Origin of the sequence: Stutzerimonas stutzeri (genome assembly GCF_024448985.1) — a bacterium.
In the GTDB taxonomy this organism is placed as follows: domain Bacteria; phylum Pseudomonadota; class Gammaproteobacteria; order Pseudomonadales; family Pseudomonadaceae; genus Stutzerimonas; species Stutzerimonas stutzeri_AP.
The window spans coordinates 22,232-48,313 of record NZ_JAMOII010000022.1; the positions used below are offsets into that span (position 1 = coordinate 22,232).

15 protein-coding genes are annotated in these 26,082 nt (G+C 63.2%); 6 read left to right on the forward strand and 9 right to left on the reverse strand.

The window, feature by feature from the left end:
• Positions 1-102: 102 nt before the first annotated feature.
• A complete protein-coding gene (locus tag NA647_RS17455; protein WP_256058821.1) occupies positions 103-1,068 on the reverse strand; it encodes a PstS family phosphate ABC transporter substrate-binding protein in 966 nt (321 codons plus the stop codon).
• Between the two features lie 217 nt (positions 1,069-1,285).
• Here NA647_RS17455 and NA647_RS17460 point away from each other — a divergent pair, with 217 nt between their 5' ends.
• Entirely contained in the window at positions 1,286-1,687 is a 402-nt protein-coding gene (locus NA647_RS17460) for an acyl-CoA thioesterase (protein ID WP_256058822.1), read from the forward strand.
• Here the strand turns inward: NA647_RS17460 and NA647_RS17465 are convergent.
• Positions 1,673-2,896 carry a GGDEF domain-containing protein gene (locus NA647_RS17465; protein ID WP_256058823.1) on the reverse strand — a complete coding sequence of 408 codons (1,224 nt, stop codon included), beginning with the start codon at positions 2,894-2,896 and terminating at the stop codon, positions 1,673-1,675. The genes NA647_RS17460 and NA647_RS17465 overlap by 15 nt on opposite strands.
• Before the next feature lie 164 nt (positions 2,897-3,060).
• Between NA647_RS17465 and NA647_RS17470 the strand changes: the two genes are divergently transcribed.
• The 4 genes from NA647_RS17470 to NA647_RS17485 all read left to right on the forward strand — a co-directional run bounded on the left by NA647_RS17470 (position 3,061) and on the right by NA647_RS17485 (position 8,222).
• The gene (locus NA647_RS17470; protein WP_423836492.1) at positions 3,061-3,969 is read left to right on the forward strand and encodes an AEC family transporter; all 909 of its coding nucleotides are present in this window, start codon (positions 3,061-3,063) and stop codon (positions 3,967-3,969) included.
• A 293-nt stretch (positions 3,970-4,262) separates the two neighbouring features.
• Positions 4,263-5,738, forward strand: coding sequence for an OmpA family protein (locus NA647_RS17475; protein ID WP_256058825.1), 1,476 nt, complete (start codon positions 4,263-4,265; stop codon positions 5,736-5,738).
• Between the two features lie 12 nt (positions 5,739-5,750).
• Positions 5,751-7,391, forward strand: a complete 1,641-nt coding sequence (locus tag NA647_RS17480; RefSeq protein ID WP_256058826.1) for a hypothetical protein — start codon at positions 5,751-5,753, stop codon at positions 7,389-7,391.
• The gene (locus tag NA647_RS17485; RefSeq protein ID WP_256058827.1) at positions 7,392-8,222 is read left to right on the forward strand and encodes a hypothetical protein; all 831 of its coding nucleotides are present in this window, start codon (positions 7,392-7,394) and stop codon (positions 8,220-8,222) included.
• A 229-nt stretch (positions 8,223-8,451) separates the two neighbouring features.
• On the opposite strand, the gene recD is transcribed toward NA647_RS17485, so the two are convergent.
• The 3 genes from recD to recC all read right to left on the reverse strand — a co-directional run bounded on the left by recD (position 8,452) and on the right by recC (position 17,310).
• Positions 8,452-10,302 (reverse strand): exodeoxyribonuclease V subunit alpha, encoded by a 1,851-nt coding sequence (gene recD, locus NA647_RS17490; protein WP_256058828.1) that lies wholly within the window; start codon positions 10,300-10,302, stop codon positions 8,452-8,454.
• Positions 10,303-10,498: 196 nt separating this feature from the next.
• A complete protein-coding gene (recB, locus tag NA647_RS17495; RefSeq protein WP_256058829.1) occupies positions 10,499-14,044 on the reverse strand; it encodes an exodeoxyribonuclease V subunit beta in 3,546 nt (1,181 codons plus the stop codon).
• Positions 14,041-17,310 (reverse strand): exodeoxyribonuclease V subunit gamma, encoded by a 3,270-nt coding sequence (recC, locus tag NA647_RS17500; protein ID WP_256058830.1) that lies wholly within the window; start codon positions 17,308-17,310, stop codon positions 14,041-14,043. The genes recB and recC overlap by 4 nt, the downstream gene beginning before the upstream one ends.
• Before the next feature lie 234 nt (positions 17,311-17,544).
• On the opposite strand from recC, the gene NA647_RS17505 reads away from it, so the two are divergent.
• The gene (locus tag NA647_RS17505) at positions 17,545-19,236 is read left to right on the forward strand and encodes a Na/Pi cotransporter family protein (RefSeq protein WP_256058831.1); all 1,692 of its coding nucleotides are present in this window, start codon (positions 17,545-17,547) and stop codon (positions 19,234-19,236) included.
• A gap of 109 nt (positions 19,237-19,345) precedes the next feature.
• Here NA647_RS17505 and NA647_RS17510 read toward each other — a convergent pair whose 3' ends face one another.
• The 4 genes from NA647_RS17510 to NA647_RS17525 all read right to left on the reverse strand — a co-directional run bounded on the left by NA647_RS17510 (position 19,346) and on the right by NA647_RS17525 (position 26,073).
• On the reverse strand, positions 19,346-21,898 hold the full coding sequence (locus NA647_RS17510; RefSeq protein WP_256058832.1) for a TRAP transporter permease: 2,553 nt from the start codon (positions 21,896-21,898) through the stop codon (positions 19,346-19,348).
• Positions 21,899-22,022: 124 nt separating this feature from the next.
• A complete protein-coding gene (locus tag NA647_RS17515) occupies positions 22,023-22,988 on the reverse strand; it encodes a TAXI family TRAP transporter solute-binding subunit (RefSeq protein ID WP_256058833.1) in 966 nt (321 codons plus the stop codon).
• A 204-nt stretch (positions 22,989-23,192) separates the two neighbouring features.
• Positions 23,193-24,599 carry a sigma-54-dependent transcriptional regulator gene (locus NA647_RS17520; RefSeq protein ID WP_256058834.1) on the reverse strand — a complete coding sequence of 469 codons (1,407 nt, stop codon included), beginning with the start codon at positions 24,597-24,599 and terminating at the stop codon, positions 23,193-23,195.
• On the reverse strand, positions 24,586-26,073 hold the full coding sequence (locus NA647_RS17525; RefSeq protein WP_256058835.1) for an ATP-binding protein: 1,488 nt from the start codon (positions 26,071-26,073) through the stop codon (positions 24,586-24,588). The genes NA647_RS17520 and NA647_RS17525 overlap by 14 nt, the downstream gene beginning before the upstream one ends.
• Positions 26,074-26,082: the final 9 nt, after the last annotated feature.

The following is a 26,082-nucleotide window of genomic DNA, read 5'->3' on the forward strand; positions in this document are numbered from 1 at the left end:
AAAGATTACAGCGAGGTGACGCAACGACGCCCGCCAGCGCAAACATGCGTGGCGGGCGTCGTATTCAGTCCCGCAGCAGTTGCCGCGAGTCTGGCGTGCGTCTTACAGACCCAGGTCCTTCAGGGTCTTTTCGACGACTGTCTTCGGCAGCGGGATGTAGCCGTCCTTGACCACGACTTCCTGACCCTGCTTCGACAGTACCAGCTTGAGGAACTCGGCATCGATCGGGCTCAGCGGCTTGTTCGGTGCCTTGTTTACGTAGACGTAGAAGAAGCGTGCCAGCGGGAACTTGCCAGCCAGGGCGTTCTCTTCACTGGCCTCAAAGGCTTCGCCACCCTTGGACAGGGGCACGGCGCGGACGCTGGATGTCTTGTAGCCGATGCCCGAGTAACCGATGGCATTCAGGGTGCTGGAGATCGACTGCACCACCGAAGCGGAACCCGGCTGCTCATTGACGTTGGACTTGAAGTCGCCTTTGCACAGGGCTTCTTCCTTAAAGTAACCGTAGGTGCCGGATACCGAGTTGCGACCGAACAGCTGGATCGGCTTGCTTGCCCATTCGCCGGTCAGACCCAGCTCGCCCCAGGTCTTGATGTCCTGCTCGCCACCGCACAGACGGGTGCTGGAGAAAATGGCATCGACTTGCTCGATGTCCAGGCTCTCGATCGGGTTGTCCTTGTGTACGAACACAGCCAGGGCGTCGATGGCGACCGGCACTTCGGTCGGCTTGTAGCCGTACTTCTCTTCGAAGGCCTGGATTTCGTTGTCCTTCATCGGGCGGCTCATCGGGCCCATGTTGGCGGTGCCTTCGGTCAGCGCCGGCGGCGCGGTGGAGGAACCGGCAGCCTGAATCTGGATGTTGACGTTCGGGTAGCTGCGCTTGAAGTCTTCGGCCCACAGGGTCATCAAGTTGGCCAGCGAGTCGGAGCCGACGCTGGACAGGTTGCCGGAAACGCCGGAGGTTTTCTCATAGGTCGGCAGCGCCGGGTCAACGGCTGCAACTGCGTTGGCAGCGCCTACGCCAGCGGCTACGAAAGTCAGGGCCGCCATCAAACGATTCAGTTTCATACCTTGCTCCTAGCAGGGGTGTGCTCGAGTGTGTTGGAACGGGGGCCATTGTCTGCAGGCCGCGTGAACACTCTATGAACGGAATGTGACAATCTGGTTACGGTAATGGAGGGGCGACTGTACGGTCGCTGCTGAAACATTCAGCCGCTATACTCGCCCCGCCCGCACTACCGCGGGTTCTTCGCGCCAGAACAACAACCGCGCCGCGAGTCGACCGATGAAAGAATACGAACAGGAAGATCCGATTCCACAGGGCGATCTGGCCCTGCAACTCACTGCGCTGCCACGCGAGACCAACGGGTTCGGCGATATCTATGGTGGCTGGCTGGTATCGCAGATGGATCTGGCCGGGACCGCCATGGCCAGCCGCGTGGCAGCCGGCCGCGTCGCCACGGTGTCCATCGATCGCATGGCTTTCATGGTGCCGGTGGCGGTGGGCGCACAGCTGTCCTTTTATACCCAGACGCTGGATGTGGGGCGCAGCTCGATTCGCATGCTCGTGGAAGTCTGGAGTGACGACCCTGTCTCCAGCGAGTGGCGCAAGGTCACCGACGCGGTGTTCGTCTTCGTGGCCATCGACGGCAGCGGCCGCACTCGCCCGGTATCACCACGCCGCTGAGCAGCTTCGGGCCTCGGTTGATTGACCGGCGCTCATTGCGTAGCGGTTCTTGCCAGCCAGCTTGGCTTCGTACAAGGCCTTGTCGGCGGCGTGATACAGCTGTTCGGGGGTCTGCTCCGGCTGCAGCACCGCCACCCCGATGCTCGACGTGACGTGAGCACCATGCACCGAGGCCGGATGCGGCAACGCACGCTCCTTCAACTTCTGCAGAATCTGCCCGGCAATCGCCTGTGCCGATTGCGCATCACAATCAAGCAGTAGCAGCGCGAACTCCTCGCCACCTACCCGCGCCGCCAGATCCAGGGGCCGCCGCGAAAAACCCGCGAGCAGCGCGCCAAATTCCCGAATCAAGGCGTCACCTGCCGGATGACCGAGGCTGTCGTTGTAGTTCTTGAAGTTGTCCAGATCAAGCAGCAGCAAGGCCAACGGCTTGCGTTCGCGCCGTGCCTGCAACAGTGTCTGCGGCAAGGCGGTGTCGAAACTGCGGCGGTTGGCCAGCCCTGTCATCGCATCGTGCTGGACAACCCAGCCGAGCAACTTGCGCGTCAGGAACTGTTCGCGCTGCGAGTATTCATGCACGTAGCGGCTGATCGCCCCGAGTACCAACAACAGCAGGTAATAGCTGACCGAAATCCAGTGCACCAGCAACTCGCTGGGTGAAAGCACCACCACAGCGATCAATACATCGAACAGGATGATCGCCATCGCACTGGCCAGGGCACGCCAGAAGGTTACGCCGAGAAAAAAGAACGAGCAGACGATCAGCAGACCCGCACCATAGCGAAGGGCGAGGTCCGGCTGGGTGATCTCGTATTGCATGTCGATCCGCGCCGCGATCACGCCGATTAGCACGAGGAACATCGGAAACATGCGGTTCGCGATGATTCGCGCCCGTCGTAGGAACAGCGTCAGCACTAGGATCGCCAGCCCGGGGACGATCTGCAGCAGGCGCAGCACGGTCAACTCGCGCAACCAGTCGGGATCGTGATGACCGAACAACCGGTGCTCGAAATAGAGGTAACCGCTTACCACCAGGATCAGCAGACAGGCGCCGAGCTGCTGCGCCAACCGTGCTTGGCGGCCAAGATAACGGCGAAATTCGCGCTCCAGTTCCGGCACGAACAGCAGGCGTCGAAAACCATCGAGCATCTGCCGCCCGTAAGGCGTGTCCCGATAATCCTCGGCGGATTTGTTATCTATGGTTGGCATTGGTGAAGCTCGTGCTTAGGCGCGCATACATGATATCAATTAGGCATCATTGTGCTCGTTTTTCCGATGAGCGCCATCCTAGGCGCATCGCCATACGTCTGGCTTGCGGATGCAAGCGCGACGCCCCACTATCGCTTTTCTACATGCACCACTGGATGTATCGCGTGACAGCCCTTCTGCTTGCCCTCTGGCCTTTATTTGCGTTGATCGTTGCCGGCTATTTTCTACGGCTGAAAGAGTTCCCCAACGAGGCCTTTTGGCCTGGCGCCGAACGAATCAACTATTTCGTCCTGTTCCCGGCGCTGCTGTTCAGCAGCCTGGCCACTGCGCCGCTGAACAATCCTGCACTGCCGCGCCTGGCCGGCGCGGTCATGCTCGGACTGGGGCTGATATGGGTCGGACTGTTGCTGGTCAAGCGGACGCGCGGCTGGCCGGCCGCTCGCTTCGGCGCGGTTGCCCAGGGCGCACTACGCTTCAATACCTATCTGGGTCTGGCGGCGGTGGGCAGCCTGTTCGGCAAGGAAGGCCTGGCGCTGGCGGCGCTGATGCTGGCGCTGATGGTGCCGACGGTGAACGTCATGTCGGTCTGGGCGCTGACCGCCGAGCGTGGCGTCAATGTGCGCTCGCTGTTGCTGCCGATCATCAAGAACCCGCTGATTCTCGCCTGTCTGGCCGGTGCGCTGGTGAACCTCGCAGGGCTGGGCTTGCCCGGCGGGACCGATCGACTATTGAGCCTGCTGGCCGCTGCCAGCTTACCGCTAGGGCTACTCTGCGTCGGCGCGGCACTCAAGCCGCAGGAGCTGAGCGGGGAGATCCCGGCGCTGGGCTGGAACAGCGCGACACGCCTGCTGGCCGTCCCGCTGCTGGCTTATGGCGTGGCGTTGGTGCTCGGATTACCGGACATGGAGACGACTATTCTGGTGCTGTTCTTCGCCCTCCCCACTGCACCCACCGCTTACGTCCTGACACGCCAACTCGGCGGCGACAGTCACCTGATGGCCGGCATCATCACTCTGCAGACGCTGCTCGCTGCGGCCAGCTTGCCGCTGGTGCTGACGTTGTTGAGCGGCTGAACTACCGCGGCAATATGGTAAGAACCGTTAAGCGCACACACCACTTAGCAATTGCCCTCTCCGCACTCCGGCTCCCTTGTACATGGCCAGCCTCGATGGAAAGAGAAGCTTTCAGAAGCGATATCTTGCTGAACAACTGACAAGATTAGCGCAGCGTTTTTCGATATTGATACAACCTACCTGGTGTGATCCAATTCACGCCCTTTTTTAGTATGTGAGTATCCGGGACGACGCTCATGCGCTATACGCCCTGCTTGTCGAGCCGGAAAACGCCACCACCAGCAGGAGCTTCGGTGAACCTATCCCCTCCTAAAACACTCGGTCTCATCATTGGCACCATCGCCCTTAGCGGTTGCGCCTCACTCGACAATGCAGGCAAGAATTACGGAACAGCCATCGGCTGCGTGGGTGGCGCGGTACTGGGAGCCGGGCTGGCGTACGCGTTGACCGGCGATGCCGAGAAAGCCCTGATTGGCGGCGGTGCCGGTGCCGCCATCGGCTGTACTGCCGGACATAAGTGGCAGAGCCGCTTGCAGCGGCTGGAACAGCTAGCCAAGGAAGAAAACCTCAAGATTCAGCTGGAAACGCTGCAGACGCAGGACGTGGCAACCGCTCATCCCGCGCCGGAACAAGCCGGTATCGTCGCTCACGTGCAGGATGAGGGAATGTTCCCGGTCGGAAGCGCCAGACTCAGCGTCGAAGGTGAACGCCAAGTACGCAAGCTCGCCGCCGCCTTTGCACCCAGCAAGGACGAGAAAACCGAAACCGCTATCCTCGTCGTCGGTCATACCGACGCAACGGGTAGTGCGTCGCTCAATCAGCGCCTGTCTCAACAGCGTGCCCGCGCGGTGGCTAATATCCTCGCAGAGCAGGGCATCGCGCGGGACCGCATGTATTTCCAGGGCGCAGGTGCGTCCCGCCCGATCGCTGATAATGCCGATGCCTCGCAACGCGGCAAAAACCGGCGAGTAGAGATCGTCGAAGTGTCCGACCGCAACGTGCTGGTCCAGCGCATCAACGCCGAGCGCAACAATCCCAAATACCTTGCCCATGGCACCGCGATCCAGGCGCCGCCACGCACCGTCAGCGCCGAGCCAAAGGCGAAGACCGAAAAGGCTCGCAGCAACAGCACCGGCGCCGCTGCCAGCACGGCGTCGACCAGCGCCAAGCCTGCTCGCCGCCACACCGGTGAGGTGCTCGACTTCGGTGGTCAGCCAGTCGCCAACAGCAGCTGGACACTGGGCCAAGCCATCACGCCGAAGAAGGCAAGTGGCCTGGCGATCATCTCCAGCGCCTATGCCTCGGAAATCCCTATGCGCAGCTGCGAAAGCGACCGTCCGCGGGAATCCGGAGAAGTGCTCAACCTGGCTAGCGGCAAGGCTCTCGAAACGCGTGACACCACCGATTATCTGCCTGGCTACAACAACCGTGTCTGGGCGCAACGGGTAAACGGCCATCTGGTGACCCTTTCGCCCGTGTCGATCCTTCGCGACGGTGCCAGTGTTGATCGACAGCCGTTCGTGCAAATCGTACCGAACTACGACAAGGGCAACCGTCAACCGCTGCAAAAGGCCAATGCGGTAGCCAACACGTACGAAGGTGAAGACCGCGTGCTGTATCGCGTCTTCCTGAAGAATCCCGAGGCGCCGCTGTCATGCATGGACGTGGTGTTCAGCAAGGGCAGCGCCAAAGCTACCGAGGGCGCGCTTTTTTATCCTGTTAGCAATGGCGAAAGCTATACCGCCCGGTTCGTGCCGATCCGTACATAAAGGGAATTCATGATGGAAGACTTCAGTTTCAATGCGCTCATGGCCCTGGCCTGGGCAAACAAGCTGATCACCGGTGCGGTGATATCGACGCTATTGGCAGCCGTTCTGATCAAGTTTTATTGGGACAAGGTCGGCTACTTCCTGATGCGGACGTGGCATGGCGTACCCTTGGTCGGCACAGTCGCGCGCCTGGCCCGGGAAAGCACCAGCACCGATCACAAGCAGTGGCTGCTCAGCGAGACCTCACTGTGTAACAACTACTACGACTACTACCAGGACGTTGGCGAGAAGAGCGCGGACTACTACAACAAGTGCGAATCCTATCTGGATACCATCGGCGAAGCGGGTCGCCGTGAGCGGCCGGTCTGGGTGATGACCCTGATATTCCTGCTGATTCTGTTCGAGGCCGTTGGTTTCGCCTACGTGCTGGTTCCCTTCATCAACCAGAACCTGTCATCCAATGACCAGACCTATCTCGGCTGGATGGCGGCTTTCCTGCTCTCGATCATTTCCGCCGGTTTCGCCGAGGCCGCTGGCCGGGCCATCCACCACAATTCGCTGGTCAACAAGGCCCGCCATTGGTGGGAAGGCGATCGTGACCCGAACAAGGTCACCCCGCTCAAGCAAATCCAGCCGGGCGTTCGCATCAAGGAGACAGAGAAGGACGAAGGCGGCAAGGACTACAACCGCATCCTCGCCCGTCTGGTGACCAATCAGAGCGTCACGCCGCGCCATAGTTGGATCATCGGCTGCGCTCTGGTAGTCATCATCATGGCCTGCGCCGCCTTTGGCATACGCGCTTATCAGCTCAAGAGCATGGAAACCGATATGGTCGGCAATCCCAGCGCATTTGCCGAACAGAGCTACGAAAGCGGCGCCAGTCCATTCGAGCTGCCTGACGAATCGGCTGCCATCAATGACGCAGCGACCGACAGCATGCTTACCGACAAGATGGACGCGATCCGCAGCGCTTCGCTGATCACCTTCGTCGTGCTGTCGGTGATCTACGTTGCGATTCAGGCCGTAAGCGTCTGGCTTGCCTCGATTTTCGGCTTCGCCGGCATCGAGTCGAAAAAGGCCTGGGAATACACGCACCGGTTCAACAGCGCAATCGAACTGGAGCGCTGGATGGAAACCCAGCGCATAAAAATAGCCGCCCATGCCGACCACAAACTGCGCATGCTGCAGATGAAGCTGGCCAAGCGCGTCACCACTGACAGCAATGTGCAGGCGGCCCTGCATGGCGCACAAGGGCGCGACTTTAACGCTTTCGTCCTGCGCAAGCAGGAAGAAGCCGGCACTCACCGCACGCAGCCGCAACCGGTGTCTCAGGCCACCGCTTCTCGTCCCGCCGCACCGCGACTGGCAGCGGCTGAGCCGACTGCGGTCGTTGTCCCCGCACCGATCACCGAACCCATTGTGGTCGCCAACCCGCCGGGGCAGATTGCCGAAAGCGCCGTGGTCAGTATCGTCAGCGGCCATTCAGTGGACACCGCCCCTGCCGTCGACCTGAGCGCGCTGCGCAGCAAGGATCTGACGGGCTATAGCGATGAGCAACTGGCGACCATCTGCCGGGCAAAGGGTTACCCGTTTGAAGCCGTGCTGGCGCTGCGTGCCGATCAGCAATTGCTGAAAGATTTCGAAGGCATCTGAATGAAACTAAAAATGCTATGTGCCGCGCTGCTTTGCCTGCCTGTATTGGCACAAGCGGCGCAACGCAACGACATTCCGGACTGCTACGACTACGCCAAGATTAACCAGTACCGCCAGCCCGGTTCTGGCCGTGAGCTGACCGTGATCGTCGACCAGACAGTACCGATGCCAGAGAGCATTCAGAAAGCCGCTTGGGGCCAGATCACCCGCTTCGTCAACGCTGGTGACCGGGTTCAGCTCTACAGCTTTTCAGCGTTCCTGCCTGATCAGTTCATGCAATTGCGCTTTGCCGGCGAGCTGAATCAGCCGGTACCCGGCAAGAGTCGGGACTCAATCGGAATGCAATCGCTGCGCTCGTTTGACAAGTGCCTGAGTGAACAGCAGGCATTCTTTCGCAAGAAATTCGGTCGTGAATTCGTCACCGTGCTGCGCGAAGCCTCTGAAGACATCCCGCGCAGCGAGATTTTTCACTCGCTACGCGAGATCGGCAGCGATCTGGCGCAACAGCCCGCGGATGATCGAGTGGTCCTGTTGATTTCCGACATGCTGGAAAACAGCGAATTCGGAAGCTTCTATGCCAACAACCGCATTCGCGATCTGCAACCTTCAGCCGAGCTCAAGCGAGTGAGCGAAAAGCAGCTATTTGCCGACCTGCAGGGTGCGCGGGTGTATGTTGCAGGTGCCGGCCTGGTCACTCACGACGTCAAGCAGGCTTACCGCTCGGGCAAGACTATGGAACTGCTGGAGCAATTCTGGCGAGGCTACTTCCAAGGCTCGAATGCCGAACTCGCCGCGTTTGGATCACCGAGCCTGAATGTTGAGCTTCACTAACGATACGCGGACGCGAGAGCAGCGAGCTAATCTCGTTGCTCGCTGTCGTTATCAGCCAAAATCGCCACAGGGATGCTTGTAGCAACGATCCTTGTGGCTTGCTCAATGGCAGTTACGATTGTCGAGTTTCGCAAGGGCCTACCGGAACAAAGTTCAACAGCGCTTACGCACAGCCGCTTAACGAAACGGGTGCGGCGGTTGCCAACCTTGATCACTATCGCCCCCATGTTCAGAACAGACTCAGTTGGTCGTGTGGTGGCTCGCTGGAGTATTGTGCGATCACCAGCTCAACAGCGGGCTGCTGCGCTCCGTCGAGAGCGAGACAATCCGCCAGTCCCGCCGCCCGCTCTGCGCGAGTGCCAACTGCCTCGGCGACGCGCGCCGGCGGCGCCCATATCTCCACCTTGCGCTTGGCGCGCGTGATGCCAGTGTAGAAAAGCGAGCGCGTCAGCAGCGGGCTGGGTTGTTCGGGCAGCGCCAGCAGCACCTCGGCGAATTCCGAGCCCTGACTCTTGTGTACGGTCATGGCGAAGGCGCTGTCATGGCTAGGCAATCGCGCCGGGGCGAAGCCGCGATAGCCCTCGTCACCCTCGAAGAACACCCGCAAGCCATGCTCGGTTTTCAGGCACAACCCGATATCTCCATTGAACAGGCCCAGCGCGTAGTCGTTCTGCCGAACCATTACTGCTCGACCGGGATACCAGCGCTCACGAGCCGGCACGCCGAGTCGCCGCTTGAAGCGCATCTCCAGCGCCTCGTTGATGCCCGTGACACCAAAAGTACCTTCGCGCTGGGCGGTCAGTGCGCGGAACCCATTGAAGGCCTCGAATGCTGCAGCCGGATCGGCTTGTCGTGCAGCCTGGACGTAAGGCGCGTAGCCCTGTTCGAGGCGCTCGATCAGCGTGCCGGGGCTGGGTGCGGCGTTCCAGGCCAGATCCAGGCGGCCTTCCTGCAGCAACGCAACGGTGCCTTTGGCATCGCCGCCGTTGATTCGCCGCGCCAGTTCACCGATGCCGCTGTCACCCGCGAAACGATGGCTATGGGTCAGTAACACCACTGCATCCCCCAGCCGCGAGCTCGGCGTTTCGGCAGGCACGGGCTGGCCGGTGATGCGCTCCAGATCGGCTGCTGCCTGAGCATCGAAGCCGCGGCCTTCACAGAGCTCGGCGAACACCGCACCGGCTTCCACCGCGGCCAATTGGTCTTTGTCGCCCAGCAGGATCAAGCGTGCTTTGGGTGGCAGCGCGACGACCAACTTCGCCATCAGCGCCAGATCGACCATGGACGCTTCGTCCACGACCAGCACGTCCAATGCCAGCGGATTCGAAGCATCGTGGCGCACCTTCGGGCTATCGCCTCGACTGCCGAGCAGGCGGTGCAGGGTACGCGCCTCGTCCGGCAGGGCATCTTTGACGGCATCGCTTACGGGCAAATCCGCCTTGGCGTTGCGGATCGCTTCGGCCATACGCGCCGCCGCCTTGCCAGTCGGTGCCGCGAGGCCAATTGCCAATCGCTCGCCGCCGGGCTGCTCCAGCAGCGCCGCCAGTAACCGCACCACGGTGGTGGTCTTGCCGGTGCCGGGGCCACCGGAGATCACGGCCAGTCGCCGGCGTACCGCCTGAGCTGCAGCGAGGCGCTGCCAGTCGGGGCTTTGCTGATTGAAGGCAAACAGCCGCGCCAGGCTGTCGCTGAGCTGTCTTTCGTCCACTTCCGCTGTATCCGCCGCACGGGCTAGCAGCTGTTCCGCCAGTTGCTGTTCATATGCCTGGTAACGGGCCAGGTAAAGCCGATTATCAGCAAGGATTAGCGGCGCGTAATCGCCGGGCGAGCCGATCAAAGGCGATGCCGCTAGTTGCGCGCGCCAGGCTGCGAGTGGCGGCAAACTGAAATCGACTTCGGGCCAGGGACGCTTGCCGGCAATGCGCTGCAGCGGCAGGCAGACGTCGCCTTCAGCCAACGCTTCACAGCAGAGCGCGGCGGCGAGCAGCACCGGCTCTGCAGCCATTGGATCGAGGCGCCGCAAACTGTCTATGAAGGCACGCCCCAACGGGCCGAGTGGCAGGTCCGAGCAAAGCGTCATTGCGCGTCCCTCCACGGGGTAGGCGTCGCGCCGTTCAAGCGGTGGGCTGAAGCCCACCCTACAGAAATAGTGGAGCGCCCCGGCCCCATATTTGCCACCCGTAGGGTGGGCTTTAGCCCACCAAAACGTGCAGCCCCACATAGGCGTTGCGCTGAAGCAGACCTCTCGCCTCGCTTCACAGAACATGCTTCTCGCATCATCTACCCTCCTCGAACAACCGGTCCAGCGCATCGAGTAGCGCATCGTCCGGGCGGGCGAAATACACGCCTGCCTCGGGCATGCCGCGCAGGAACAGATAGAACGCACCACCCAGCTGCTCGTCGCGGAATTCGGCCAGGCGCTGGCGCAGGAAGCGACGCAGCGCCACCAGATAGATCAGGTATTGCAGGTAGTAATGCTCGCCAGCCAGCGCCTGTAGCAGCCGCTCGCCACCGTAATAGGTTGCATCCGGCCCCAGCCAATTGGACTTGTAGTCGGCGATGTACCACCGCCCCTCGTGCTCGAAGGTGAGGTCGATGAATCCCTTGAGAAAGCCCTTGAGGTTGTCGAATTCCAATCGCGCCGCCGCTTCGCGCAGGGGCGCAGCCAGGCCGTTGGCCGGGTCGGTGAGCAGCGTGCGCAGGCGCGCCACGTCCAGATCCCGTACCGGAAAGGTAAAGCCCAATTCAGGCAGACGCCTGGCCGACTGCAACGTGGCAAGCGTAAGACCTTCGCCGTCCAAGTCGGTCTCCAGTACTTGCTGGAGATGCGCGGTGGCGATGTCTTTCCATTCCAGCGGCAACCCATAGGCTTGCAACGCCGGCTCGACCAGCTCGGGCAGTTCACCTTTGCCGCGTGCCCAATCTTCGAGAATGGCGTGCAGGCAGGTACCGGCCCGCGCGCCGCGCGGAAAGGCGTAGAAGCCACTGCCCGGTTCGCCAGCGCTGGGGATCGCCAGTGCGTCACGATCGGGCGCCTCCATGTGCATGCCCGACGCCAAACCGGTGAAGCTGCCGATACGCCAGGCACTGTGCAGGCTGCGGTTGAGGTGCGACAAGTGCGCGGGCGGTGCGGCGCGCCCCGGCCCTTGTGCACTGGCTTCGCGCTGCTCGAATGGCAGGCAGGCCATGCGGCCATCGCTTTGCCCGACCAGGCGTTCGATGGCCAGGCGCAGGCTGCCACCGTTGAAGTCGGCCAGATGGTTGCCCAGCTCGGTCAGCGGCTCGGCACCCTGAAGCTCGCGCCCGTGCAGCAGCCAGGCCAGGGCGCTGCTGTGCAGACCCTCTTCGGCCAGGCTGCCATCCTTCTTCGGCTTGCACAGGCACACCGGCCCCCAATGCAACCAGAGCCGGTCGCGGGCCCGGGTCAGCGCGACGTAGGTCAGGCGCAGCTGTTCGGCGAACACTTCCTCGCGAGCGCGTTCGAGATGGTCGTCCAGCGCATCGCTACCCAGGTCCAGCAACGGCTGACCGTCAGCATCGTGGCAACGGGCGCTGTCGCGGTTCTTGCCAAGTAGCTTGCCGTCCCAGAGGAACGGGCAGAACACCAACAGGTATTCCAGGCCCTTGCTGGTGTGGATAGTGACGATCTGCACCCGCTCGGCATCGCTTTCAAGGCGCAACAGGGCTTCCTCGACGGCCCCTTCGCTGCTGCGCTGGGCATTGAACCAGGCGAGCAGCGGTTCGAGTCCCGGCCGCAGCAGGCTTTCGGCTTGCAGCAATTCGCCCAGGTGCAAGAGATTGGTCAGCCGGCGCTCGCCATCGACGCGCGCCAGCAGCCGTTCAGCCACTGCCTGCTCATCGAGCCACGCGCGAAAGACGCGCATGAAGCCTTGCTGCTGCCAAAGCTGGTGGTAGCGCTCGGCGGCTTCTCGCTCGGCGTCCCACTGCTGCTGATCATCTTGGCAGCGTGCAAGATCGGCAGCGCTGCGGCCCAGTAGACGCGTGGCCAGCGCATAGCGCAGCACGCCCTCGCGGCCAGGTTCGGCGTATGCGGCCAAGACCGCGGCGAGTTCAGCGGCCTCTTCGCTGCGCCAGACGCTGTCGCGCCCCCGGCGCACACTGGGCACGCCACGCGCGGACAGTTCGTCAGCAATCAACCCTGCCTGACGGTGATTGGCCACCAGCACGGCAATGTCGCCACCCTTGAGTGGGGTGAACGCGCCATCCTTGTCAAAACCGGCGCGGCCTTCTGCTGCGGCCGCCAATTGCAGGGCGATACGTCGGGCAGTGTCGCTCGCGGCCAACTGCGAGGCCTCGCCTTTGCCCAGCGGATCATCGCCCAGCCAAACCAGCGACAACGGCGCGGCTTCGCCCTCTTCCACCAGGCGCAGGCTGGCGCGCGGTTTCTGTGCCGCGCCCACCGATGGGTACTGCAGATCGTCTTGGGCGAACGGCTGCGGATGGTTGAACAGCTGGTTCAGAGCGGCGATCAGCTCCGGGGTCGAGCGGTAGTTGGTTGGCAGGTTGTAGGGGCGGTCGGCCTGATTGCGTGCCGTGATGTAAGTCGCCAGGTCCGCGCCGCGAAAGGCGTAGATCGCCTGTTTGGGATCGCCGACGAAGCACAATGATGCAGCGCTGCCTTTGGCATAGATGCGGTTGAAGATGGCGTATTGGATCGGGTCGGTGTCCTGAAACTCGTCGATCAGCGCCAACGGATAGGTGGTCCGCAGCGAGGCGGCCAGGTCATCCCCGACCGGCCCTTGCAGTGCCAGATCCAGACGATTAAGCAGGTCATCGAAGGCCAGCAACCGCTGTGCCGCCTTGCGTTCCGGCAGCTCGCGGTTCAGTCGCGCCAACAGAGCGACCTGCAGGGCGATCAGCCGTTGCTTGCCCGCCGGCAGCGCTTCAGCGACCTGATCGGCCAGCTCGTCCAGCGCATGGGCCAGCTCGCACACCGGCGCGTCGAAGCCCTTCTTGCAGGCCTTGCTCAAAGCGCGCACACCGAACTTCGCGGCACCGTCGGGCAGATCGAACATAACCGCCGGGTCTGCGAAATAGGCGTCCAGTTCAGTCTGCCACGGTGTGAACTTGATGCTTTTGTGAGTGCTTTGGCTGAGCCCGCCATGCGCCTGGAGCTCGGCGACCCAGGCGGTGCCCGCCTCGTGCCACAGCGCTGCGGCCCGCTGCCAGGCCGCTTCGACCGGCCGCAGGTCGGCTGCAACCGGCATATCTTGTGGCTCAACCCGCAGATAAGGCTTGCCCAGATGGCTGCGTAACCGCTGTCTTAACCAGACCGGCGTGATCCGGCTCTTGGCGAGGAAGCGCGCCCAGGCTGGATCGGCATCGGCCAGTTCGCTGCGCCAGGCGTCAGCGAGCAGCGCGTCGATGATCTCGCGGTCATCGGCGGTCAGCTCGCTGTCGAAGTCACCGCCGGCCTCGAAGGCAGCGTCCTGCAGGGCGCGCTGGCAGAAGCCGTGGATGGTGAAGATCGCTGCTTCGTCGAAGCCGTGCACGGCCAGCAGCAGGCGGCGACGCGAGGCTTCGTCCGGGTAACGTGCATGCAGGCGATTGAGAAAGTCGTCGTCGCTCGGCGTGCCGTCATATACGGCCAGCAGGTCGGCCAGACGCGCGCGGATGCGCTCGCGCAGCTCGGCGGTCGCCGCGGTGGTGTAGGTCACGACAAGGATCTGGCCGACCGACAATTGCCGCTCCAACAATAAGCGGGCGTAGAGCGCGGTGAGCGTCCAGGTCTTACCAGTGCCGGCACTGGCCTCGATCAGCGAGCGGCCATCGAAGGGCGAATCAAGCAGGTCGAGCTTCATTGGTCTTCCTCCTCGTCGGCCAGGGCATCCAGCGCCGGGCCAATGAGCTGTTCGGCCAGGGCTTCGAAACGCGCATCCAGTGGATCGCGGTCGCGAAAGGCCAGTGCGTTCCAGGGGTCTTCCGACTCGGCAGCGATGGGACTGAATTCGGCACCGAGCCAGGCTTCGCGGGCACGTTTGCGTGCACAGTCGAGCGGCTCACTCCCACGGGCCGGCTTGCGGTAGCCCTTGGCGAAGGCATGGCTGCTGCGCGGCAGCAGCGGCAGCGGTTCGCGGATGGCGCAGCGATAAGCCGCCAGCCAAGGCTCGAGCAGCTCGGCAGCATTGGCCAGCGGGCCCAGTTGCCAGTCGCTGGCCGGTGAGAGCATCAGGCTGTGGCGTTCGATGCCGGGTGTCGCGGACAGGTTGAGCAAGAGGTGACGCAGCCAGAACGGCGGAAGATCCCACTCGCCAAGCCGGCCGAGCTTCCAGCCGAACAGTCCAGCCGGGGTCACGCCGTCGAGCCAGCCGTGCACGCGCACGCCGGCCAGGGTGATGTCCACCGGCAGCGGCTCGGGCACCGCATCCGGCCGCAGCTCGAACAGGCGCGGCGCGAAGGCACGCACCGGGCCGCGCAGCTTGCCCCACAGCGCCTGGCCCAGTTCGCCGGTAGGCAGCCAGCCGGCGGCGCAGGCCATGCGCCGCTCCTCCTCATCACTCCAGCCATGTTCCATCGCTTGCAGCGAGAGTCGACGCAGGCCGTTCCAGGCGGGCATTTCCAGATCGAAGGGCTCGTCGCTGGCAAGGGCCTCCTGGTCATCGGCCAGACGCAAACCGAGGCGCTGCTCGAGCAGAAAGCGCGCCGGATGGCGAAAGCATTGCAGCAGCTGCGACGGCTCGATGGTCAGCCAGGCTTCGTCCGGCTCGGCCAGAAGGCTGGCGAACGGCTGTGCCTGTGACTGCGGGGGTTCTGCCAGACGCTGGGCGGCACGGAACCAAGGCAGCGAATAACCGGCGCAGGCTGCGTGATCGAAATTGCGCGGTGAGAACGGCTGCAACGGGTGGGCGACGAGAATCTTCTCGCTGGCCGGCCGCGACCCGTCGGCCAACACCGCGGTCATGTCCACCGCTTCGAGCACTTCGCTGAGTAGCACCGAGGGCGGCAACACGGCGTTGTCGCGTGGGTCGCGGCCGACATAGGACAGGTACAGCGACTCACGCGCCGAAAGCAGGGTTTCGAGCAGCAGGTAGCGATCGTCCAAACGTCGAGCCCGGTCGCCACGGCGCGGGTGCCGACCGATCAGGTCGAAGCCCGACGGCGGCGTGCGTCGTGGGAAGGCGCCATCGTCCAGCCCGAGCAGGCAGACCAGCCGGAACGGCAGGCTGCGCATCGGCACCATGGTGCAGAAGGTCACCGCACCGGTGAGAAAGCCCGAGGCGCCGCCGCCCTGCTGCAAGGCAGCGCTGAGCTGCTGGTGCACCAGTTCCAGCTCGATGGGCCGCGCCAGGTCGGCGGCCAAGGCTTGCTCACGCAAGGCGGCACAGGCCTGGGACAGCAGCAACAGGGTCTCACCGGCCTCGCGCTCGTCGAACAGCGTATCGATCAACGCTTGCAGGTCATCCGCCCACTCTGCCAGCGGACGCGGTCGAGCCAGCTGGTCGGCCAGAGCACCAAGCCGCTCGACGAACTCCACCAGCCTTCCGAGCAACTGCCCGCGCGCGCCTTCGAGGGCGTCCAGCGGCCAATGCTCACCGAGCAGCGGTGCGCTGTCGCCGGCCAGCTGAGGCGGCGCGGCGAATCCCAGCAGCAGCCGGTCCAGCCCCTGGCGCCAGGTGAAGGCGGACTCATCCGGCAGGCCCAGACGTGCGCGCTGGCTGCCGTCGCGGCCCCAGCGCACCCCGGCTTCGCGCAGCCAGTCACGCACCAGCGGCAGGTCCTCGCTTTCGATGCCGGCGCGGCGGGCGATGGCCGGCTGTTCCAGCCAGGCGAGGATTTCCTCGGCCGCGAAACGGCTCTGCGCCAGCAACAGGAGTTCAAGGAAGGCCTCGATCAGCGGCACTTCGGCACGCAGGCTACGGTCGGCGAGGCTGTAGGGAATCCGCGGGCTGCCCTCGCGCGGGGCGAACACCGCCTCGATAAAGGGCGCGTAGCGCTCGATATCCGGAGTCAGCACCACAACCTGATCCGGCGTCAGCGCCGGGTCGGCGGCAAAGCGCGCCAGCAGCTGGTCGTGGAGAATTTCCACCTCGCGCAGCGGCGAATGAGCGATGTGCACCTCCAGCGAGCGGTCGTCCTCGGCGAGCTTCAGGCGCTCCTCGGGCAACCGGGTGCGCAGGCGCAGGATGTCGTTCTGCAAGGCATGCAGCAGGCTGTCGTCATGCAAGTCTTCGTCTTCGGAGTACAGGCCGATCTCCTGGCTGCCCTCGCTGGCCGCCAGGCTAAACAGCGAATCGAAAAAGTCACGACCCTGTTTACCCAGACTCGCCAGTAATGGATGCCCCACGTCCAGATACCAGTCATCGGCGCCGCTCTCGGGCTGGCGCGCCAGTTCCCGGATATCACGAATCTCGCCCCAGGACTCTCGGCTCGGGTTGAGCGCACAGACCACCACGTCGATATGCCGGGCCAGACCGTCCAGCACACGCAGGTGATGCGGCGGCAGGCTGCTGATGCCAAATACCAGAAGGCGCTCGGGCAGGCCGGGCAAGGGCTCGTCGCTGTAGAGGCGTTGCAGCAAGTCGCCGAGCAGCCGTGCGCGATGCGGGTGGCCGTCCTTGGTCAGCTCACACCAGAGCAGTGCCTGCCAGGCTTCGTCGGGGCCGAGGTCCTGCGTTTCGCCACGTTCCCAGGCGGCCAGCCAGTCGTCGCGGTAGAGCAGATACTGGTCGAAGACGTCGGCGATCTTTGCCGCCAGCGACAGCCGCCGTCGTTCGTCGCCCCCGTCGAGATACTGTGCCAGGCGCGGCGCGAGTTCGAGATTGGCCGGCTCGCACAGCCAGCCGTACAGGCGCCAGGTCAGCGTCGAAGGGGAAAATGCCGATTGCTCCGGCAGGCTGCCCAGCACCGTGCGGCTCAGGTCCCAGACGAACTTCGCCGGCAGCTGTATTTCCAGCTGCATGGCGATGCCCTGCTTGCGCGCCAGCTCCAGAGTGAGCCAGCGGCCCATGCCCTGGCTCGGCACCACTACCAGTGCCGGGGCGAACGGATCGCTCAGCGGTTGGGCGAGCAAGGTGGTCGCCAGTTCGCCGAGGGTTTCCAGGTCGGGAGCGTGGTAGAGACTGAGCATGGGCAGACCATTGAAAAGCGAAGTGGGTAGGTTACAGACCACCCGCCCGGCTAGCGAGTGACCGCGTCATCGTGTGCCGGCCTCGCGACAACCTGCGTCGCGCCTCTCACTATGACAATTACTTGAACGGCGTTACCGCGCGAGGGTCAACCGGATATCCCGCGAGCTTTCCTGTGCCGGTTCGGCGCAGCCTTCGTCGTTGCCGCTCGCCGGGTTGCTGGAGAACGGTCCGACATGCTGACGTTGCTGCACCTGCTTTCCTCCATCGCCTTGCTGGTCTGGGGCACGCATATCGTGCGGACCGGGATCATGCGGGTCTATGGCTCGCATCTGCGGCGCATGCTCGGCCACAGCATGGCCAACGCGCCGATGGCCTTCACCGCCGGCATCGGCGTCACCGCACTGGTACAGAGCAGCAACGCGACGGCATTGCTGGCGATCTCATTCGTTGCGCAGGGGCTGATGGCTCTACCCACAGCCCTCGCGATCATGCTTGGCGCTGATGTCGGCACGGCGCTGATGGCGCGGGTGCTGACGCTCGACCTGTCCTGGCTGTCGCCGTTGTTCACCCTCGTAGGGGTCTGCCTATTCCTGTCGCGCAAGCAGACCCGCGCCGGCCAGCTCGGGCGTGTACTGATCGGTCTGGGCCTGATCATCCTGGCGCTGCAGTTGATCGTCCAGGCCGCCGCGCCGATCACCGAAGCGCGCGGCATGCGCGTACTGTTCTCATCGCTGGCCGGCGACACTCTATTGGCGGTTGTCGTGGGTGCTCTATTCGCGGTGCTCTCTTATTCCAGCCTCGCCGCCGTGCTGCTCACCGCGACCCTCGCCAGCGCCGGCTTGATCAGCCTGCCGGTGGCGCTCGGCGTGGTGATCGGCGCCAACGTCGGCAGTGGCGTGCTGGCCTGGTTCAACGCCACCGTGCAACCGGCATCCGCTCGCCGCGTGGCGCTGGGCAATCTGCTGTACAAGCTCGCCGGGCTGGTGGTATTGCCCTTCCTGCCAATGCTGGTCGAGTGGATGGCGACCCTCGGCTACAGCGCGCAAACTCAAGTCATCGCCTTTCACCTGGCCTACAACACGGCGCGCTGCGTGCTGTTGCTGCCCACGGTGGGCCTGATGGCCAGGCTATGCGAGCGCCTGCTGCCGGAACGTGTGCTGGATGGCGGCATCGCTCAGCCGCGCCATCTCGATCCCACTGCACTGGATACCCCGACGCTGGCCCTGGCCTATGCCACGCGCGAAACCCTACGCATCGGCGATCTGGTTGAAACCATGTTGGCGCGCCTGCTGGAAGTGTTGCGGGAGGACCGGCCGGAACCGGGCGAAGAAATTCGCCGGCTGGACGACGACGTCGATGCGCTTTACAGCGGGGTGAAACTCTATCTGGCGCGAATGCCCCGCGAAGACCTGGCCGAGCAGGAAAGCCGGCGCTGGGCGGAAATCATCGAACTGGCGATCAACCTGGAGCAGGCCGGCGACATCATCGAACACATGCTGGGCAAGGTGCAAAATATCAAGACGTCCAAGCGGCGCTCGTTCTCTGACAGCGGATTGGAGGAGCTCAGTCAGCTGCATGCCTTACTCAGCGCCAACCTCAGCCTGGGGTTATCGGTATTCCTGTCCGGTGACGCTCACAGTGCACGCCAATTGCTGCAGCAGAAGCGCCAGTTTCGCAAGCGCGAGCGCGAACTGGCCCATGCCCACGTGCACCGCTTGCATCAGCAAGTGGTGGAAAGCATCGAGACAAGCGCAGCACACCTGGAGCTGATTGCGGACATGAAGCGTCTGAACTCACTGTTCTGCAGCGCGGCTTACGCGGCGCTCGAAGGACCCGGCAGCGGTAAGCCCCGTCCCACAGGCGAAGCGCTGGCCACACGTAAAACAGCGGTCTCCAAGCATCAGCTGCCCGGGAAACCAGCCTGACGGCGCCGACACCCTGAGCGCCCGCTTGCCACGGACCTCGACAACCGGCACCCGTAAAAAACCCCGGCGATGCGTGGCATGGCCGGGGTTGGTCAGTAGCGCGGAACGGTTAGTCCCGCTTGCGTCGCCGTTGCATCCACACCACCAGGCCAAACAGCAGTAGAGCGGGCAGCCACATCCACTCCTTGGCCCAGCGATCGGTAGGTGCGCGTACAGCAAGAATTTCCTGATCGAATTGCAGACCTAATTCGGCGGCCGGGCTGCCGAAGGTCACACTATCGACCAATACCTTGCCGTCCTCCTCGTAGGTCATCAGGCCCAGCTTCTCCAGCTTTTCCTCGCCGGTTTCACCGTCCGGAATCGCAACTAGCAAGCTGAACTCACGCACGTCGCCTACAGCATCTTCACCCCTAATCCGCAGGCGCAGCTGGCTGTCTTCTTCAACCATTTCCAGCGCCTGCACCAGCTCGGTCGGCGGAATATCGCGGTACGGATCATGCACGATGTCCATCCAGAAGCCTGGACGGAACAAGGTGAAGGCGGTCAGCAGCAACAGGATATTTTCATACCAGCGGCTGCGAACCAGGAAATAGCCTTGAGTGCCCGCCGCGAAGATCAGCATCGCCAAAGTTGCGATGATGAAGATCACGACCCCATGCCAGAAATCCACATCGATCAGCAGCAGATCGGTATTGAAGATGAACAGGAACGGCAGCGCCGCGGTGCGCAAGCTGTAGTAAAACGCCACAACGCCCGTCTTGATGGGATCGCCCTTGGACACGGCTGCAGCCGCGAACGAGGCTAGCCCCACTGGCGGCGTGACGTCAGCCATGATGCCGAAGTAGAAGACGAACAGATGCACGGCGATCAGCGGTACGATCAGGCCGCTCTGCTGCCCAAGTGCCACAACCACAGGCGCCAGCAGGCTGGATACAACGATGTAGTTGGCGGTGGTAGGCAGCCCCATACCCAGGATCAGGCTGAGGAACGCCGTCAGCAGCAGCATCAGCATCAGGTTGCCCATGGACAGCAGCTCGACCAGATCGGCGAGCACCAGCCCGACACCGGTCTGCGACACCGCGCCCACGATGATACCGGCCGCCGCTGTGGCAATGCCGATACCGATCATGTTGCGAGCACCGGCTATCAAGCCTTCGCGCAGGTCGACCACGCCGTCCATGAAGGTACCGTGCTGGTGACTGCCATCCTTGCGCAGCATCGACAACAGCGGGCGCTGAGTCAGCAGAATGATCACCAGCATCACCGAGCCCCAGAATGCAGACAGCCCGGGCGACAGCCGCTCGACCATCAAACACCAGACCAGCACAACCACCGGCAGCAAAAAGTGCAGGCCCGAGAGCAGCACCGGACGGGTTTGAGGAAGTTTCTCCAGCGGGGCGTTTGGATCTTCGGCGGGCAGCGGTGGGTTGCTTGCGGCAACCTTCAGCAATGCCACATAGACCACTGCCAGCAATGCGCCGATCACCCAGATCGCGGCATCGCCCAGTGCAGGCTTGAGCCAGCCCAACCCGTAGTAGACCGCGAGCGACAAGCCGGATATCAGCGCAGCCCCAAAGGCGAAGCCGATCAGACGCTGCATCCATGGCTTGGCAACGCTCGCCCGCGGCAACGCCGTGAGGCCTAGCTTGAGCGACTCCAGATGGACGATGTAAACCAATGCGATATAGGAAATCAGCGCAGGCAGAAACGCGTGCTTGATCACCTCGACGTAGGGGATGCCGACGTACTCGACCATGAGGAAGGCCGCAGCTCCCATGACCGGCGGCATGATCTGGCCGTTCACCGACGAGGCGACTTCCACCGCACCGGCTTTCTCAGCAGAGAACCCGGTGCGTTTCATCATCGGAATGGTAAAGGTGCCGGTGGTCACGACGTTGGCGATGGACGAGCCTGAGATCAGACCGGTCATGCCTGACGCCACCACCGCAGCCTTGGCCGGACCACCACGGAAATGGCCGAGCATGCTGAAGGCCAACTGGATGAAATAGTGGCCGGCGCCGGCGCGCTCGAGCAGCGCACCGAACAAGACGAACAGGAACACGAAACTGGTGGAGACCCCCAAGGCGATACCGAACACGCCCTCAGTAGTGATCCACTGATGGTTGGCCAGCGCAGTGAAACTCACGCCTCGATGCGCCAACAGACCCGGCATGTAAGGACCAGCGAGGCTGTAGGCAAGAAATATCAGGGCAATCACGGCGAGGGCTGGGCCAAGCGCGCGACGAGTGGCTTCCAGCAACAATGGAATGCCGATGCATGCCGTAACCAGATCCATGGTGGTCAGGTTGCCGGGGCGTTGGGCAAGCTGCTCATAGGCGATGAATAGATATCCAGCGCTAGCGGCCGCAATCAACCCTAACGCGATATCGATCAGCGGAACCCGATCACGCGGCGATCGTTTGAATGCCGGGTAAGCGAGAAACGCGAGGAGCAAGGCAAACGCAAGGTGAATCGAGCGTGCCTCGGTGTTATTGAACACGCCGATGCGCAGCATGAAGGGCAAGGGCGAAGCGATCCACAGCTGAAACAGCGACCAGAGCAGGGCCAGGCCCGCTATCAGCTTCGCCATCGCGCCGGCCGGCAGGCGCGCCCCGACGTCCTTGGCGACCAGCTCTTCAGTGGAAAGATGGTTGTCTTGCATGAAATGAGGCCTGTTTTTTCAGGGAACGGAAACTGCGAAAACCCGTGGCATTAAGCACACGGGTTTTCAGGCGAAAGCCGCAGACGGGTGGCCGTCCACGGCGATGCAGCAAGCCCGAAAGCCGTTACATCCAGCCTCGTTCCTTGTAGTAGCGCGCAGCGCCATCATGCAAGGGCGCAGACAGACCAACCTTGATCATGTCTTCCGGCTTCAGATCCTTGAAAGCTGGGTGCAGACGCTGGAAACGCTCGATGTTCTCGAACACCGACTTGACCAGCTTGTAGACCACTTCGTCATCGACCTTGGAGGTGGTGGAGAGCACCGCCTTGCCGCCGATGGACTGTGTGGCACTGTCGTTGCCCTTGTACATGCCGCCTGGGATTTCTGCCTTGGTGTAATACGTCTTGTCCGCCAGCAGCTTGTCGATTTCCGGTCCGGTGATCGGTACCAGAACCGCGTCGACGGTCGTGGTGGCTTCCTGGATCGCGCCATTGGGGTGACCGACGAAGTAGGTCATGGCATCGATGTTGTTGTCACCCAGTGCGCTGGCCTGCTCGGCCGGCTTGAGCTCGGCGGCAAGGGCGAAGGCCGACTTGTCCCAGCCTTTTTCCTTCATGATTTCTTCAAGGGTGTCACGCTGACCGGAACCTGGGTTGCCGATGTTGACGCGCTTGCCTTTCAGATCATCCAGGCTCTTGATGTTGGCGTCGCGGCGCGCCAGCACGGTGAACACTTCACTTTGCAGCGAGAAGACGGCACGGATGTCGTCCATCTTGCCTTCGCTCTTGAACGGCTCCACGCCTTCCATCGCTTTGTATTGATGGTCGGATTGCATGATTCCAAAGTTGAACTCACCGCTGCGCAGACCGTTGACGTTTGCCACGCCGCCGCCGCTGGCTGGAGCGTTGCACTTGAGATCCTCAGCGTTGCGGTTCACGAAACGGCAGATCGACTGGCCTGCAACGTAGTAAACGCCCGTCTGGCCACCGGTGCCGATGGTGACGAATTGCTCTTGCGCCTGAGCCACACCGCTCAGACCGGTCCCCGCCAATGCGGCGGAAAATATCCATGCCAAGGATTTGCCTTTCATGGATTCACTCCTTATTGGTTGTTGGATTGCCTCGCCGCACCTCGTGAGCATTTGGCGAGAAGTTTGGAGTCTAGCAGGCCATCGGTTTCACACGTAACGATGTAAGGGTCGCAGGTGAAAGCGCCGAAGGCGGCCAGCACATCGAGACCGGAGATTTCGACTCAGTTGCCCGGCGTGCGTTCCAGCGTGTGCGTCGCTGACGGCTCAGCCTTCCTCCGGGTCCTGATCTTTCTCACCCAGGCGCCGATACAGGGTGCGACGACCGATCCCGAGCAAGGCGGCAGCGCGACGCTTGTTGCCCTCGACCCGCTCCAGCACGTGGCGGATGTAACGCATCTCCAGCTCGTCCAGAGTCGGCAGCAGCGGGCCGTCGATCATCAGCCCGAGCAGTTCGTCGGCGCGGGTTGCGGGCGTGCTTTCCTGATAGCTGGCAATGCGCATCGGCAAATGCTCCAACTCGATGTCACGCCCATGGCAGAAGGTTACCGCGCGCTCCATGGCGTTCTGCAGTTCGCGCACGTTGCCCGGAAAGGGATAGCGCCTGAGCTGCTCCAGCGCCGTGCGCGACAGGCCACGCACGGGTCGCCCGTCGCGTGCGGCAAAGTGCGCGACGAAGCCAGCGGCAAGCAGCTCGCGATCTTCCTCGCGGTCACGCAGCGGAGGCACCTGCAGGATGAAGGTCTCCAGACGGAAGAACAGATCTTCGCGAAACGACTCGCGGCCGGCGGCCGTCTCCAGCGGACGGTTGCTGGCGGCGATGATGCGCACGTCCACGCTCAGTTCGCGTTCGCCACCTACCGGGCGAATGGTGCCCTCCTGCAGCACGCGCAGCAGTTTGGCCTGCAGCGGCAACGGCATCTCGCCGATTTCATCGAGAAACAGCGTGCCGCCGTCGGCCTGCTGGAACAGCCCCTTGTGCGTGCGACTGGCCCCGGTGAAAGCGCCGGCGGCGTGGCCGAAGAATTCGCTTTCCAGCAGTTCGGCCGGCAGGCCCGCACAGTTGATCGCCAGGAATGGCCGCTGCGCCCGCTCACTTTCTGCATGCACGGCGCGAGCAACCAGCTCCTTGCCGGTGCCGCTTTCGCCGATCACCAGCACGGGACCTGCCGCGCGGGCCAGCTGGCGGATCTGGTCGAACAACTCGCGCATCGCTCGACTGCGACCGAGCATGCCGTGGAAGCGGTCGTCGCTGAGCAGCTGCTGAAAGCGCCGCACCTCGCCGCGCAACCGACGGGTCTCCAACGCACGTGAAACGGCGAGACCAAGATGATCCAGATCCAGCGGCTTGGTCAGAAACTCATCGGCGCCTTCCTTCAAGGCCGCCACCGCCTGCTGAATGCTGCCGAACGCGGTGATGACCAGAAACGCCGGCGCCGCCTGCATCGCCTTGACCCGCCGCAGCAGCGCCATGCCATCGGCGCCCGGCAGGCGCAGGTCGCTGATTACCAGATCCGGCTCCCAGCTCTCCAGCAGCGGCACGGCATCTTCGGCGCTGGCCACGGCTTGCACAATTAGCGCGCGGTCTTCCAGCTCCTCGACCAATAACTGGCGCAGGCTGTCGTCGTCTTCCACTACCAGCACCCGCTGCGGCGCGCTGTCATCCTGCTGCATCCTTATCCTCCTCATCAGCCAGCGCCAGGGAAATACGAAACGCCGCGCCACCCAGCGAGCTTTCGACCAATTCGATCCGGCCGCCACATTCGGCCACCACGCCATGGGCCACGGCGAGCCCGAGCCCACTGCCCTTGCCCACCGGTTTGGTGGTGAAGAACGGCTCGAACAGCGCCGCGCGGTGCTGCTCGGCCACACCGGGGCCATCGTCCTCGACCTGGAACAGCAGACAGTCGTCCTCCTGCCACCAACGCAGCAGCACGCGGCCGCCCGGACTGGCCTGGGCGGCGTTGCGCAGTAGATTGGTCAGGGCCTGTTCGAAGCGCGGCGGATCGACCTCGCAATGCAGTGCCGTGGCCGGCGCCTCAAGCGTAAGTGCGACCTTCTGCGCGTCCAGCTCGTCGGTTACCGCGGCGGCTGCCGAATGCGCCAGTACATCGGCGGGCATTCGTCGTGCCGGGAGGCCAGCGGCGCGGCCAAAGTCCAGCAATTGCCGGACGATTTGGCTCAGCCGCTGCACCTGGCTGCGGATCTGCAGCAGGCCCTTACGTTGCGTATCCTCCAGGCTGTCGCTGCGCAAAACGCGCTGCGCCTTGCCATCGATGACGCTGAGCGGGCTGCCCAGTTCATGAGCGACACCCGCTGCCAGGCGCCCCACCGCGGCCAGTTGCTGGGTGCGCCGCAATCGGGTTTCGAGCTCCGCCTCGCGCGCCTTTTGCTCGGCCATGCGCTGTTCGGCATCGGCAATGCTGTCGAGCATCTGATTCAATGCGCGACCCAGCACCGCGATCTCTTGCGGGCCACTGCGCGGCGCACGGTGGTGACGGTCACCAGCAGCGACCCGAGCCATGCTCTGCGTGAGGTGTTGCAAATGCCTGCCGATCGCCGACCAGTGACCGAGCAGGACGATGCAGACTGCTGCCAACGCCAGGACCGCAGCGGAAATGCCGGCGATCACGCGAAGCCGGCGTGTGTCACGCTCGAAATCCGTCCCGCGGCGAGTGACCTGCAGCAGGCCGTTGATGCGCCCGCCGCTCTGTTCGAGCGGCACGAAATAGGAATACACCTCGCGCCCGCGGATGCGCTGATAGCCGCCACGACGTTTTCCATCGGCGGTCAGTTCCTGGATCGAAGTTTGATCCTGATCCGGCTCGATGGCTCCGGCAAAGGCCACCAACTCGCCCTGATGATCATAGAGATATGCGCCGTATACACGGCCGACGCCGAGTACCGACTCCAGCACCTGTTGCGAAGTGCGGTCATGCTGCTTTTCCAGACTGTCGCTGAGCGGCAGCCGAACCGCCCGCGCCACCAGCTCGACCTCCTCCTGCAAACGCCGCTCGCTGTTGCGCTCGACCGTCCACAGCAGCAGATAACTGAAGCCGAGCATGATCGCCACCAGCGGGATCACGACCTTCAACAGCAGCGCGCCGCGTAGGGTCGATGTTCTTTGCCAAACTGCTACATGTGCCATTTCGGCACG